Annotated in this window: 13 protein-coding genes; 7 read left to right on the top strand and 6 right to left on the bottom strand. The window is 29.1% G+C overall.

The window, feature by feature from the left end; translation table 4 throughout:
• Positions 1 to 77 precede the first annotated feature (77 nt).
• The 4 genes from VBN07_RS00995 to mutM form a co-directional block, all read right to left on the bottom strand.
• Positions 78 to 2,849 (bottom strand): cation-translocating P-type ATPase, encoded by a 2,772-nt coding sequence (locus VBN07_RS00995; protein WP_323177468.1) that lies wholly within the window; start codon positions 2,847 to 2,849, stop codon positions 78 to 80.
• A 219-nt stretch (positions 2,850 to 3,068) separates the two neighbouring features.
• Positions 3,069 to 3,401 carry a Smr/MutS family protein gene (locus VBN07_RS01000; RefSeq protein ID WP_323177469.1) on the bottom strand — a complete coding sequence of 111 codons (333 nt, stop codon included), beginning with the start codon at positions 3,399 to 3,401 and terminating at the stop codon, positions 3,069 to 3,071.
• The gene (locus VBN07_RS01005; protein WP_323177470.1) at positions 3,392 to 3,928 is read right to left on the bottom strand and encodes an isochorismatase family cysteine hydrolase; all 537 of its coding nucleotides are present in this window, start codon (positions 3,926 to 3,928) and stop codon (positions 3,392 to 3,394) included. Before VBN07_RS01005 ends, VBN07_RS01000 begins: the two co-directional genes overlap by 10 nt.
• Before the next feature lies 1 nt (position 3,929).
• The gene (gene mutM, locus VBN07_RS01010) at positions 3,930 to 4,784 is read right to left on the bottom strand and encodes a bifunctional DNA-formamidopyrimidine glycosylase/DNA-(apurinic or apyrimidinic site) lyase (RefSeq protein WP_257088636.1); all 855 of its coding nucleotides are present in this window, start codon (positions 4,782 to 4,784) and stop codon (positions 3,930 to 3,932) included.
• Positions 4,785 to 4,882: 98 nt separating this feature from the next.
• Here mutM and VBN07_RS01015 point away from each other — a divergent pair, with 98 nt between their 5' ends.
• From VBN07_RS01015 to VBN07_RS01035, 5 genes are all read left to right on the top strand, one after another.
• A complete protein-coding gene (locus VBN07_RS01015) occupies positions 4,883 to 5,353 on the top strand; it encodes an L-threonylcarbamoyladenylate synthase (protein WP_323177471.1) in 471 nt (156 codons plus the stop codon).
• A gap of 281 nt (positions 5,354 to 5,634) precedes the next feature.
• Positions 5,635 to 6,339: a purine-nucleoside phosphorylase gene (gene deoD / locus VBN07_RS01020; protein ID WP_257088632.1), complete on the top strand. Its 705-nt coding sequence runs from the start codon at positions 5,635 to 5,637 to the stop codon at positions 6,337 to 6,339.
• Position 6,340: 1 nt separating this feature from the next.
• Complete coding sequence (locus VBN07_RS01025) at positions 6,341 to 7,636, top strand: pyrimidine-nucleoside phosphorylase (protein WP_323177472.1); 1,296 nt, start codon at positions 6,341 to 6,343, stop codon at positions 7,634 to 7,636.
• A 48-nt stretch (positions 7,637 to 7,684) separates the two neighbouring features.
• On the top strand, positions 7,685 to 8,347 hold the full coding sequence (gene deoC, locus VBN07_RS01030) for a deoxyribose-phosphate aldolase (protein ID WP_323177473.1): 663 nt from the start codon (positions 7,685 to 7,687) through the stop codon (positions 8,345 to 8,347).
• A gap of 107 nt (positions 8,348 to 8,454) precedes the next feature.
• Positions 8,455 to 8,877 (top strand): hypothetical protein, encoded by a 423-nt coding sequence (locus VBN07_RS01035; protein ID WP_323177474.1) that lies wholly within the window; start codon positions 8,455 to 8,457, stop codon positions 8,875 to 8,877.
• Positions 8,878 to 8,955: 78 nt separating this feature from the next.
• Here the strand turns inward: VBN07_RS01035 and VBN07_RS01040 are convergent, their stop codons facing one another.
• Both VBN07_RS01040 and VBN07_RS01045 read right to left on the bottom strand, forming a co-directional pair.
• Positions 8,956 to 9,186: a hypothetical protein gene (locus VBN07_RS01040; RefSeq protein WP_257088624.1), complete on the bottom strand. Its 231-nt coding sequence runs from the start codon at positions 9,184 to 9,186 to the stop codon at positions 8,956 to 8,958.
• Positions 9,179 to 10,027 carry a DegV family protein gene (locus tag VBN07_RS01045; protein ID WP_323177475.1) on the bottom strand — a complete coding sequence of 283 codons (849 nt, stop codon included), beginning with the start codon at positions 10,025 to 10,027 and terminating at the stop codon, positions 9,179 to 9,181. The genes VBN07_RS01040 and VBN07_RS01045 overlap by 8 nt, the downstream gene beginning before the upstream one ends.
• Before the next feature lie 221 nt (positions 10,028 to 10,248).
• Here VBN07_RS01045 and VBN07_RS01050 point away from each other — a divergent pair, with 221 nt between their 5' ends.
• On the top strand, positions 10,249 to 10,602 hold the full coding sequence (locus tag VBN07_RS01050; protein WP_323177476.1) for a PTS glucose transporter subunit IIB: 354 nt from the start codon (positions 10,249 to 10,251) through the stop codon (positions 10,600 to 10,602).
• Positions 10,603 to 10,614: 12 nt separating this feature from the next.
• Positions 10,615 to 14,730, top strand: a complete 4,116-nt coding sequence (locus VBN07_RS01055; RefSeq protein WP_323177477.1) for an AAA domain-containing protein — start codon at positions 10,615 to 10,617, stop codon at positions 14,728 to 14,730.
• The last annotated feature ends 13 nt before the right edge of the window (positions 14,731 to 14,743 follow it).

A 14,743-nucleotide genomic window follows, 5' to 3' on the forward strand; every position in this document is an offset into this window, starting at 1 on the left:
TATACTCTAATATGCAAAAATTGTAAAAAAAACAGTCAAACTGATTAATTTAACTGTTTATGTGATTTGTAAGGTAATTAGTTTTTCTTTGCTAATTTAGCTTTGATGTGATTGTTAGGGTTAAATTTAATAAATTTGTAAAGTTTGTAGAATTCAAATGAAACTGTAAGCACAAATCCAAGTAATAATGGAATTAATCAGTAAACAACTGAGTATGATGCTTTTAAAGAAATTAATTTTGCATCATTTACAAACTCAACAATATCAACATTTCCAAACACTGAAGCAAGTCCAGGAATGAATGCTGAAGCAACAACACAGATAAAGCTAAATGCTGAAGCTAAGTAAACTAAGTAGTATTTTTTAATGTTTGTTACAAAAATGCTTTTTGAAGACATTAAGTTAAGTGAGTTAATACTTGAACCAATACCTAATGTAATGAATGTAGCAGAAGATGTAAGTTTTACAAATCATTCACCTTTAATAGCTTGTGATTGAGCATATAAGCCAACAAATAAGTATGAAAGTAATGATACAAATCCTAAGATTGAACTTTGGATAATTAAACTGATACCCATTCCATTTGCGAAGATACTATCATTTTTATTAAATGGTTTACGTTTCATAACATCTTCTTCATTTGGCACCATTCCAAGTGCGATAGCAGGAAGTCCATGTGTAAGGAGGTTAATTCATAATAATTGTGCAGCTGTAAGAACAATAAATTCAGCTGTATTGATTGCATCTTTAAAGATAAATCTAAAGATGAATAAACCAAATAACATAACAATAATTTCTGTTAATGAAGAAATAAGTAAGTTTAAGATAACTGTTTTAATTCTGTCGAATGTTTCTCTACCACTTTTTACAGCGTGGACAATGGTGTTAAAGTTGTCATCAGTTAAAATAACATCAGCAGCTTGTTTAGAAACATCTGTTCCTGTAATTCCCATTGCACAACCAACGTCAGCTGCTTTAAGAGCAGGAGCATCATTAACGCCGTCTCCTGTCATAGCGACAACTTGATTGTGTGCTTGCCAAGCTTTAACAATACGTAATTTGTCAGATGGATTTACACGAGCATATACAGAAATGTTTTTAACTTGTTCTAATAATTGTTCATCACTCATTTCTGCTAATTGTTTTCCATCAATTGCAATATCTCCATCTTTGAAAATTGATAAGCTTTTTGCAATTGAAATAGCAGTTGTCAAGTGATCACCTGTGATCATAACTGTTTTAATTCCAGCTGCAGCAGCTTCTTCGATTGAAGCTTTGACTGAAGCTCTAGGTGGATCAATCATTCCGATTAATCCTAAGAATACTAAATCGTTTTCATCTTCAACACTAATTGAAGTTGTATCAGGTTGCATTTTTTTGTATCCAACAGCAATAACTCTGATTGAATCGTTTGATCATTGTTCATTGATGTGCGAATATTCATCAGCTTTGTTTTTTGATTTAGCTAAGATTACATCAGGAGCACCTTTTGTAATCATTACTCTACCACCTTCAGGTGTTTCGATTAATACTGACATTGTTTTTCTGTCACTATCAAACGGAAGTGAAGAAATCTTTTTGTATCTAGAATAGAAACTATCTTTTGAGTTGTTGTTTTCAATTCCGAATCTTAAGATAGCTGTTTCAGTAGGGTCTCCAACTTCGTTGTAACCATTTTCAAGTTTTGTAACTTCTGCATCACAACAAGCGACAAATGATGCTAATGTTTGTGATTTAGCTAAGTTTTTATTATTTGGATCAGCTGCTTCAAAGAATTTAACAACTGTCATTTTGTTTTCAGTTAATGTTCCTGTTTTATCTGAACAAATAATTGATGTAGAACCTAATGTTTCAACAACAGGGAATGCTTTGATAATTGCGTTTTGTTTTGTCATTCTTGAAACACCGATTGCTAAAAGAACTGTTGTGAAAGTAATTAACCCTTCAGGAATTGCAGCTACTGCAAGTGAAATACCAATAACAACAGCGTTTGAGTACACTTGAGGTTCATTTCAAGTGTTTGAAATTGTGTTTGTTAAAACAATTTGTAAGATTGTTGTTAAGAACAATAATACAACACCAGCAATTCCGAAGATTTTACTTAATTTATTTAATTTAATTTGTAATGGTGAAAGTTGAACTTCTTGTTCTTGGATAGATGAGTTAATCTTTCCGATTTCTGTGTTAGCTCCAATTGCTTTTACAAGTGCAATTGCTCTACCATTTACAACATATGTACTTGAGTAAATTTGATTGTATCTGTCACCTAATGGTAAAGATTCAATGTTTTCAATGGTTCCAACTTTTTTATCTACAGCAAGTGATTCACCAGTTAATGATGATTCAACTACACTAAGTGAGTAAGATTCAACTAATTCAGCATCAGCAGAGATGTAATCTCCGGCTTCAACTACAATTAAGTCACCAATTGTAACTTGTGATGATGGAATAACAACTGTTTTTCCATCTCTTATAACTTTAGCCATAAGCTCATTAGATTTAGCTAATGCAGCTACAGCTTGATCACTCTTGATTTCCTGATAAGTTCCAAGCATAGAGTTAAGTGCTACAACTACTAAAATGATTAATGGTTCAATATATGCAATAACGATTTCGCTAGTTGTTTTTAATCTACCATCAACGTGTTCTCAAATAGTAACACCAAAACTAAATGCAGCAGCAATTAAAAGAATGATGATCATAAAATCTTTAAATTGATTTAAGAAAATTAAAAAGATGTTCTTTTTCTTTTTGGTTTCAATTGTGTTTAAACCAAATTGTTGATTTCTTTTAAGTGCTTCCTTAGAACTTAAACCAAGTTTTAAATCAGTTTGTGTTAAGTTTTCCATTTTTTCTCCTTTCTTATGTAATTTAACTTATAAATAAGTTAAATAATTATACCTTTTGTTCCTGATTTGCTAAATTTAATATTTTGAAGCTACAAAATACAAAAACCACTAGCACATAGACTTAAAAGTCTTTAACTAGTGGTCAATTATTAAAGGTATTTTCCTGCTTTATTTAGATTTTGACAATCCTGATAAATCTAAATTTAAAGCAATTTATTCTTATTCTTCTTCATTCTTGAAGTTATTAAATAAATTATCTACATCTAATGGTGACATTGAAAATTCTTCATCGTCTTCATATGAATCATAGTCATATGTTGAATATGGTTCATTGAATCTATTTATTAAATAAGCTCCATCGTCATTAAAAATAGAGAATCTAATATTATTAGAATGTAAGTAGTTTTCTAATGTAGTTTTTAAAATACCAGTACCTTTACCTGTGATGAACATAATTTGGTCAACTTTACCAGTTTTATAATCAAACAAATTGTTTGTAATTACAATTAGAGCTTCTTCAGCTAATAAACCGTGCAAATCAACTACTCTCATGCTCTAATTTTGATTCCTGCGTTTTTCATTATGTCTAGGGCAAAGTTGTGGAATTTATCTCCATTATGTTCAGGAGTATCATATGTATCGGTTGCATTTGAATAAACTATGACTTTTTTATCTGAATTTATTTTGTTCAAGTAAATTTTTAAACTTAAAGCAAGTTGCATAACACAAATATCTGTGCAGCAACCTACAAGCACAAATTCATCATATTGATCTCATAAGTTCATTGGAATATCGTAAAAACCATTTGTAGTATTTTTATAATAAACTTTTTGAACATATTCTTGCAATTCAGGAACTATTTGTGATTCTTTATCATTAGCTAAACAATGAATTGGATAAGTTTTCATTTCCAAATCATCTTCAGAGTGATGATCGCATATGAAAATATTATGCTCATAGTTTTGCAACATATCTTCTATAGTAGGAATAATGTTATTTATTCTATTTGAAGATAATTTTCCTTCTTTAGCAAAACCGTTAAGCATATCTATTACTATTAATAAACTTTTTTTATTCATCTTATTGTTCTTTTTGACAAACAGGACAGAACGATGTTCCTCTCCCATTTGGTTTAAAGTCTAATTTAACTTTTTGAACAATTCCTTCTTTACATACTAAGCAACGTTTATTAGCTCTGCTATAAACTCTTAAATAGTTTTGATAATGTCCAACTACACCATTAACTGACGCATAAGTGTGAACTGTGCTGCCACCTGCTTTGATACTGTCGTCCATAATGATTTGTGCATTTTTTAAAAGTTCTTTAAGTTGTTCTTTAGTTACTTTGTTGCATTTAGTCATTGGGTAAATTTTAGATGCAAATAAAGATTCATCTGCATAAATGTTACCAATACCTAAAACAAGTTGTTGATCTAATAATGCAGCTTTAATTGAAATGTTTTTTCTCTGTAATTTTTCATATAAAGCATCAACATCTACGTCTTTAGGTAACTTAGCTAACTTTTTAATTTCATAAACACTTCTTTTATCAGTGTTTGCAAAGTATTCAATTGATCCAAACATTCTTGGATCAACAAAAACAAAACATAAGTTGTCAGATAAATAAAATTCAACAATTATATGATTTACCATTTTCTTTAAGTCAGCTAAATGTTGTTGTTCTACAACATAAAACATACCTGACATTCTTAAATGGATAACCATTTTAGAATTGTCATCTAAATAAATTGTGATGAATTTACCATAGTTTTGAATTTGGATAATTTTCTTATCAGTAACTGATTTTACAAACTCATCTAAAGGTACATTTTTAATAATTTTAGAAACATTAATTTGTACATTTTTGATAGTTTTGTTTAATATTTTTTTATTTAATTGTTCTGTGATTATAGTCACTTCAGGGTATTCTGGCATTTTTACCTCCATTTTTTAGGGTTAAAAGTTTTTAAAATAAATTTAAAAAAAATTTAATCTAGTATATATATTTTACTCTATAAGAGTAAAATTAAAATATGGAAAGATCAAAATATAAAGATATTTTTCTAGTATCTACAGATACTGTACCTGGACTTGGTGGTTTTGTTTCTCCCGAAACATTAGAAGCACTTTATGAACTAAAACAAAGACCTTTAGATAAAAAGATGGTAATTGTTGTAGGTTCATTAGAACAAGCTCAAGGATTTGCGCAATGAAATGAAGAAGCAAATGCATTTGCTATTCATAAATGACCTGGAGCAAATACAATTATTGTAAATGATCAAGGTTTCAGAATGCCAGCTTGCAAAGCGTTTCAAGAGTTCTTAATCAAAAATGGTCCAATGTATTTAACAAGTGCTAATTTATCAGGACAACCAGCTTCGAAAACTTTAGAAGAAGCTAAAGCACAATTCCCAATGATCCAAAATGTTATTGACTTCTGCGAAGGAACAGGAACACCAAGTACAATTTATAATTTAGATACTAGAGAAACTATCAGACGTTAAAATGTCTATAAAAACTCAAAAATAGAACTTTTGACAAAGTTTTGTTTTTGGTTTGCTTTTTATAATAACTGCTTCCATATAAATGAATTTATATATGAAATTATTTTGTGCATATTTTAGTTAGTCTGCTTGACTAACTTTTTTATTTTCCTTATTAATAATATATTATTAATAATTCTTTTAACTTTTTGTTTTAAGTGTTAAAATATTTTTGACTAAAAATAGTCCACATCATACTTAATATTTTGATGTTTTTAAATTATTAAATTTAGGAGGAAATTATGACACCACACATTCATGCTAAAAAAGGTGAAATAGCTAAAACAGTTATTATGCCAGGTGACCCATTAAGAGCAAAATTTATTGCTGAAACATACTTAGATGAAGGGTTCAAATTAGTTAATACAGTTAGAAATATGTTTATGTACACAGGTACATACAAAGGAAGACCAATCACTGTAGCAGCTAGTGGAATGGGATGTCCTTCAATCGGGATTTACTCATACGAATTATTCAAATTTTATGATGTAGATAGAATTATTAGAATTGGTTCAGCTGGATCATACAAAGCTGACTTAGGACTTTACGAAGTTGTTTTAGCATCAGAAGCTTTTGCTGACGCTGATGCATTTAGAAGAATTGCTTTAGGAAAAGAAGGAAACATTTCATTACCTTCAGCAAAATTAAACGAAGAAATTAAAGCTATCGCTGCTTCACAAGGAACAAAAATTACTGAAGGAAGAGTACATTCATCAGATATATTCTACTCAGTTGTTCCACTTGAACAAAGAATTGAAGAAACACAATCAGTTTGTGTTGAAATGGAATCATTTGCATTATTCACAAATGCTGAAGCTACAGGAAAAGAAGCTGCTTGTTTATTAACAATTTCAGATAACTTAATTACACACGAAGAAACATCAGCTGAAGAACGTCAAACAGCATTTACAAAAATGATGGAGATTGCTTTAGAATTAGCAAAATAATATGCGTGTAGTAGATATTATTGAGAAAAAACGTTTAAATCACGAACTAACAAATGAAGAAATTGAATTTTTAATTAATTCATACGTTAGAGGTGAAGCACCAGATTATCAAATGAGCGCATTCTTAATGGCAGTTATGTTCAATGGAATGAACTCAAGAGAAATTGCAACAATGACAAAATATATGATGCATTCTGGTGAAGTTATGAACTTATCAGCTATTCCTGGTATTAAAGTTGACAAACACTCAACAGGTGGGATTGGAGATAAAACAACTTTAGCAGTAGGACCAATCGTTGCTGCTTTAGGAGCTCCAGTTGCTAAAATGAGTGGTAGAGGACTTGGACACACAGGTGGAACTATCGATAAATTAGAAACAATTCCAGGATTCACAGTTGAATTATCAGAAAAAGAATTTATCGAACAAGTTAAAGAACACGGTATTGCAGTTATTGGACAATCTGCATCACTTGTTCCAGCTGACAAAAAATTATATGCATTAAGAGATGTTACAGCAACAGTTGAATCTATTCCACTTATTGCTTCATCTATTATGTCTAAAAAATTAGCAACAGGTTCAAACGCTATCTTACTTGATGTTAAATGTGGAAATGGTGCTTTTATGAAAAATGAAAAAAGCGCTATTGCATTAGCTGAAACAATGATTAGCATTGGTAAAGAACTTAACGTAGACACAAGAGCTGAAATTACAAATATGTCAAGACCAATTGGTCGTGAAATTGGTAACAAAAACGAGGTTCTTGAAGCTATTAGAACTCTTGAAGGAAAAGGACCTGAAGATTTCAATGAATTAGTTTACTCATCTTGTGCAACAATTTTAGAACAAGCTAAAATTGCTAAATCACACGATGAAGCACTTAAAATGGTTGATGAAGTTATTAAAAACGGAAAAGCTCTTGAAAAATTCTATGAATTTGTAAGAGTACAACATGGTGATGTAGAAGCTCTTAAATCACCTACATTCTGAAATCCTAAATACAAATTAGAAGTTATTTCAGAAGACGAAGGATACTTAGAAATCTTTGACGCTTTAACATTTGGTATTGTTTCAATGAAATTAGGTGCTGGAAGAAAAACAAAAGAAGACAGCATTGACAATGAAGCTGGAATTACATTGAACAAGAAAACAAATGAAGAAGTTAAAAAAGGTGATGTATTATTCACATTATATTCATCAAACCCAATCGATGTTGAATTAGTTAACGAACTTAAACAAGGATACAAATTCAATAAAGAAAAAGTTGAAAACAAAATTATTATTGCTAAATTACAATAATTACATTAAACACTTAATTTAAATAGTTAAATTTAAACAAAGGATAAAATGAATTACAACAAATTAATCGATCATACTTTATTAAAAGCTGAAGCGCAAAAAAAAGACATTGATAAATTAATCGACGAAGCTATTAAATATGACTTTGCTACAGTTTGCGTTAACTCAGGATGAGCAAAATACGCAGCTGAAAGATTAGCAGGAACAGGAATCGGTGTTACTGTAGTTGTTGGTTTCCCTTTAGGAGCTAACATTACAGCAGTTAAAGCACACGAAGCTAAATTAGCTATCGAACACGGTGCTACAGAAATTGATATGGTTATGGCTATCGGACGTTTCAAACAAGGAGACTACGAATACGTTCTTAACGACATGAAAAAAGTTAAAGAAGCTTGTGGAGATAAAGTTCTTAAAGTTATCATCGAAACAGCTTTATTATCAGAAGAAGAAATCAGAAAAGCAACTGAAATCGTTATGAAATCAGGTGCTGAATTCATCAAAACTTCAACAGGAACAAGCTTCCGTGGTGCATCATTGGAAGATGTTAAAATTATGAAAAGCGTTTGTGGAGACAAGTTACTTATCAAAGCAGCTGGAGGAATTGCAAACATTGATGATTTAATCGCAATGTACGAAGCTGGAGCTACAAGATTTGGAACAAGTCGTTCAATCGCTATTGTTGAAGGAAAAACTTCTAAAGAAGGGTACTAATCCTTTAATAATTATTAGATCACTGTCATAAGATGGTGATTTTTTAATGCGATTTATTCAATTTAAGTTCAAATTTGACTAAATTTACTAAATAAATGAGGTACAAAATGAAAAATAAAGAAAAACTTATAGATTTATTTGAAGTTCACGAAATCAGTGATGATTTATTCGACTTCTTATTTAAAAAATCGAAAATGACTGATAAATTAATTATGCCAATCTTACAAGTGGGTAATGAATACTTATTCTGTGAGGTTAAACACAAAAAATTCAAATTAGACACTGATATGGGTGTACTTTTATATACTGCAGATGGGTTAACTGATTATGAACTTAATGTAAACACAATATTTAAAATTAAAGAAGATATCTTATTTAAGAATTCATACAACATTAATCACGAAGTACTACATAAGAAAATTAGTGAGTTTAATGAATTAGAAATTCTACAAATCATTTACGATAAGGTTATGGACAATCTAAGAAATGTAAAAGTAATTCAAATAAATCGATTAAATAATCAAATTTAGTCAAGTTAAACACAAAAACACTAAAATTAGATTAAAAAACATCTTAACAACTACGTTAAGACGTTTTTGATTATGCAATTATATTCATTTAAGTGCAATAGCTGTAATTAACACAGCTACTAATGCAATTAATAGAACTAAAGAGAAAATAGCTAGTATATATGCTAGTCTGTTTTTCTTATATCTTTTAACAGATGTTTCATCTTTAACATTCTCTTCGATTACTAAATCAACTAATTGAGTATATTTTTTCTCTGATTTGATTGTTGAGTAACCTGGTTTTTTAGCATTTTTCTTTTGTCTAGGCATCGTAACCTTCTTTTGGAGTTATCATGATAGCAAAAGCTTCTGGACCTGTGTGAACTGAAATAACACTTGAAGTAAGTTGTTCATTAACAAGTTTAATTGAGTGTTTTTGCGCTTGTTCTTGAACTAATTTATTAACTTTTTCATCTATACCGTGCATTCAAGTGAAAACGTAATCTTCTGGTTTATCAACTACTTCCATTACTTTTTCAAATAGTTTTTTAATAGCTCCTGATGAAGTTAATTTGAATGAAACAAATGAAACTGCGTCATTTTTATCATATGAAAGGACAGGGTAAATGCTTACTTTTGAAGCGATAAACTTTTTAACTGATGATAATCTACCACCTGAAATTAAATATTTTAAGTTCATAGGAAGTAAGAATGTGTGTGATTTTTGATTTAGTTTAGCAAGATGATTGATAATAGATTGAACTTCTAAGCCTTGCTCACTTAGTTTTTTAGCATATTTAGCTGCATATAATAATTGAACACCTGCAAAGTGATTATCAACTACGTGAATGTTTTTATATTCATTAGACATAGCTGCAACGTGATTTGGTGTAGAAGATAATTTAGATGAGATACCTAAATAAATAACTTCTAGGTTTTCCTCAGCAGCTTTTTTAACTGTGCTTTGAAGGATATCTAATTTTGGTGATGAAGTTTTAATATCAGTTGCAGTAGAAAGCTGCTCTAAAACTTCAAGAGGGTCAACTATACCATCTTGATAAACTTTTTTATCAATTTCTATCTGTAATGGTAAATAATAAAATCCGTGAGCTTCTGCTTCGGTTTTTGAGATTCCTGAAAAGGAATCGATAATAATACCTATTTTTTCCATAAGCTAAATTATATAGCAATTTATTGTAAAAAAGTCTTATATATACATAAAATGTATATATAAAAATATATGCATTTTTAGTAATAATTTAGTTTTATTTTTTGACTAAAATGCCTTGTACACTAGGTTAAAAGTATTTTCACACGTGTATATGTATATAATATGTATATATAATATAAAAAATATTTAATAATAATTATATTTACAATATAATTATTACTATGACTAAACAAATGACAAAGATTATTTTTCTAACTATTATTACGTTAGGTTTCATATGAATTAAATGAAACAAAGAAAAGAAAGCTAAGAATACTATTTACCAAAGTAACAAGCTTCCTTTCAAAGTTGAACAATTAGTTAGTGCTCTAGGTACTAAAGAAAATATTGAGAACTTTGAAGTTAAAATAAGTAGACTAGTTGTAACAATTAAATCAAACAACAAAGTAGATACAGAAGCTTTAAAAGAATTAAAAGGTGTAAGTGGAATTTTATTATCTAGTTCTAAAGTATCTATAACACTTGGTGAGTATTCTAAAGAAACATTAAGACAATTAGAACAACAAGTAAAATAATGAGGTTACAAAATGAGTAAAGAACAAAATAAATATAAGATTATTCTAGATAACTTATTAGATATTTCGCAGACTGATTCTTCTATATTTACTAAAATACAAAATAAATATTTTTATGACTTGTATTTGCTTATAGGAGATAAAAACTGAGATACGTTTTATAACAATGAAACATTTCAAATAAGTGCGCTAGACAATAATCTAATTACTTTGATTGAAAAAATTTCTAATATATCAGGACCTGATAACTTAGTCTTATATTTAGAAAGCAAACTTGATGTATTGCATCATTTAAAAATTAAAGTTAATTTAGAAAACGTACAACAAGATTGAGAATACTACAAGAAAAAGATTTTAAATGACTTACAGTTAATGTTACAAAAGTCAATCACACAATGAAAATTGTTAGATGACAAAGTAACTAACATTCTTGATGAAACAAATATTTGACCTTTATATATAGGTTTCCTATTTATTTCACTTAAGAAAGATGACAAATTTATTTATGCTCCTTTATTCTTAAAACAAGCTTCAATTGATTTTGTAAATGGTAAACCAATTATTAAATCAGATGGAGATATTAAAGTTAATGAAAAACTTGTTTTCTTCTTAAACAATAATGATTTCAAGATTTCTATTGACGCAGAATTTAAAGACTACAAGATTTCTACTTTAATTAATAAGTTACAAGAAGATTGAAACGATTTATTTGATTTACCAGTTTCACTTAAAAATCCTTTTGAGAAAATCTCAAATCCTGAGGAAGAAATTACTAATGAAAACATTAAATTCCATCCAGGTTCTGTCTTAGGAATTTACCAACCTTGAGGTGGGTATGCTAGAAACAGAATGAAAGAGATTGCTCAAAAAGATGAAATTGATAACATCATCAAAGTTGAGTTTAATAAAAATATTTATAAAGCTACAGTTGAGCATAATACATATAGAGATAACACAGGATTAATCAAGATAACAGATTCAAACTTATCTCAAGATAAGGCTATCGTAAGTTCAATGCTTCAAAACACTGTTATTTGAGGTCCACCTGGTACAGGTAAATCTCAAACAATAGTTAATATATTAGCTAACATCTTAGTAAGAAAGAAAACAGCAATTGTTGCTTCACAAAAGAGAGCTGCACTTGAAGTTATTAAAAATAGATTAGATGATTTATCTGCATTCTGCTTATTTATATTAAATACAAAGAATACAAACAGAAAATCATTCTATGAACCTATTAAAAAATACTTAGATATGCTTGAGAACTTTAGTGGAACAAATGGATTCCATCCTTTGAATGTTATTTCAGAAAGCGAAATTAACTTTATAGATGCTGCTTCTGAATATCTAAATGATTCACTTGCAAAAGATGTTTTATTAACTTACTACTACTTTGCATCACAAAAGCAAGATTTCGATCATTTAACAGACATCGAGTTTCTATTATCACTTCCAAAAGATGTTAAATATCCAATTGAACCAACAAACCATCAAACAGCTAAAGAATTACTTAAATTAAGTAAATATAAATATTTACCATTTGTAAAAGAATATAGAAGACTAAAAGAATTAGGTAACTTAATTGACGAAAAACTACCTACTTTCAATGGTTCATTAAATGATTTAATGAAATTTGTAAACACAATTGGGTTTGAGCACATTAATTCAGAACACAGTCCATTTAAAAAACTTAATAATTTAATTACAGCTTACAAAAACATTCAACCTAGACCACAAAAAATGAGTATAGAAGAAGTCAGAGACTTTGTGGCTCACTTAATAGTGGCTAGAATTAATAAATTTGACGAAAAACTTAAAAAAGAATATAGAGAATTTGCTCAATCAGTAAGAATTCAAAACTTAGAACCTTACAGATTTGTTAAAAAATTCACTGGAATGATTAAACAATTATTTCCGATTGTAGTTGCTACACCTAACACAGATTTATCAGGTTGATCTAAAGAAGAATTTGATTATGCAATCCTTGATGAATCAAGTCAGATTTTCATTGAAAACGCCATTCCAATTCTTTATTTAGCAAAATTCAAAATCTTTGCTGGTGACACAGAGCAAATGAAACCGACTTCTTGATTCGTGCAACGTATTACAGATGATTCGATTTTTGGTAAAGTTGAATCAGTTCTAGATTATGCACTTTCATTAGGAGTTCATAATGTTATGCTTGATAAGAATTACCGTTCAAATCACGCTGAACTTATGGGATTCTCATCAAAAACTTTCTACCAAAGTAAACTTAACGTTTTAGATGCTGCTAATGCATGAAATAATGAACCAATTGAAGTTTACCAAGTAGATGGTTCTTGAGACCAGAACAAAAACATCATTGAAGCTAAATTAGCTATAGACAAAGTAATAGAAAATATAGATAAATATAAGAAAATAATTCTTTTATCATTTAACGTTAAACAAAGTAATTACATAACAGAATTGATTTACAATCAATATCCATTACTTGAAAAAGCAATTCACAGCAAGAGACTTTTAATAAGAAACATTGAAAACATCCAAGGGGACGAAGCTGACTTAGTTATTGCAACAATTGCTTACGATAAGAACACAAAATTATCATCTACATACGTTTCACGTCCAGGTGGTAAAAATGCTCTTAACGTTGCGATTTCACGTGCTAAAGAAAAAATGATTATTATTAAAACAATCAAATCTGAAGATATCATTTTAACGCCTGAAATATCTGACGATATTAGAGTGTTTAAATCTTGACTTCAATTCTTAGAAAAAGAATCAGAACAAAGAAGAATTGAAATCAAAGAATCATTTGATCAAAACCATTATTCAATTTCAAATACTAAACTCAAGGACGACTGATTTAAAAACTTAGTATTTAATAGAATTAAAAGTGCAATTGCATATGATCCAAACTTTGAAGTGTTCAAAGATTACATAGTTGGTTCATTAGATATAGACATTGTAGTTACATATAACAAAATACCATTCAAATGTATTTCATTTGACACAATGTACTATGCAAATTCAAAAGAAAACTTCGTGTCTTTATATGATGCAGTTAAATTCTTAAAATCTAAATCATATGATGTGGAAGTTGTTACACCTATTAACTGAATTTGAATTCAAAATCAAATCGATAGTTGATTTACACCTGAAAAAACAAAAGAGTTTAAATCAACTTCAAAAGGTCAAGTAACAAATACTTACACAATTAACAAAACTGCAGAACACGAAGTTGCTAAAGAACCACAAGTACAAAATCAAATTTTAACTGCACAAATCACAATTGAACCAATTGATGAAGAAGTAGATGAAGTTGATTTAAATATTAATGATGAACAAATAATCGAAGCTGAATTACAACCTGCAGAGCAAGTTGTAATTCACTCAGAAGAAAAAGCTGAACCTATAACAGAAACTGTTGTAGAGGAACAAATCTTTGACTTTGATTCATCTGATGAAGATGAAGAAGAAGTTCTGGAGAGCAAAACTTCAGAAAGTATTCAAGAACAAAATGAACCTGAAGAAGTCGAAGACACACTTGAAAAAGAAATTGATTCAGAAGATGAATTAGTTGATGGATCAAACTCAGAAAATGATAATAAAATAGAAACTCAAAATGATTCAGATGTTTATGAAGAAATCTGAACATTTGAAGACAATGAAGTTTCAAATGATAATATTGAAACTGAACAAATAATAGAAGATATACAAAATGAAGAAGTTAATGAAGAACCTGTCGCTGTAGAAGAAACAGTAATTAAAGAAGAAGAACCATTCATTAACCAAAGTGAAATTGATTCATCATTTGATGACATTTTCCAAATCAAACCAGAAAATATAGAAGAACAAATAACACAAGAATTTGTTGCAGACAATACTGAAGAACAACAAACTTCTACAGATTCACAAGAATCACAAGTAGATGACCTAGATTACAGCGATGAAGATGATGATAATTTTGTATTAAATTTTGAATCATTTAACCCAAGAGCTGTTACAAAAGAAGAACAAATAACACTTGATAAAGTTGAACAAGCTGAAGAAGTGTTAAATAAGAAAAAATCTCATATAATTCATCCAACGATGCAAGATAAAACAGAAGAATGAATTTATGATGGACAATACGATGACTTTTAATAGATAGGAGAAC

This window comes from Mycoplasma sp. 4404 (genome assembly GCF_034863325.1).
Taxonomy (GTDB): Bacteria; Bacillota_I; Bacilli_A; order Mycoplasmatales; family Metamycoplasmataceae; genus Mycoplasmopsis.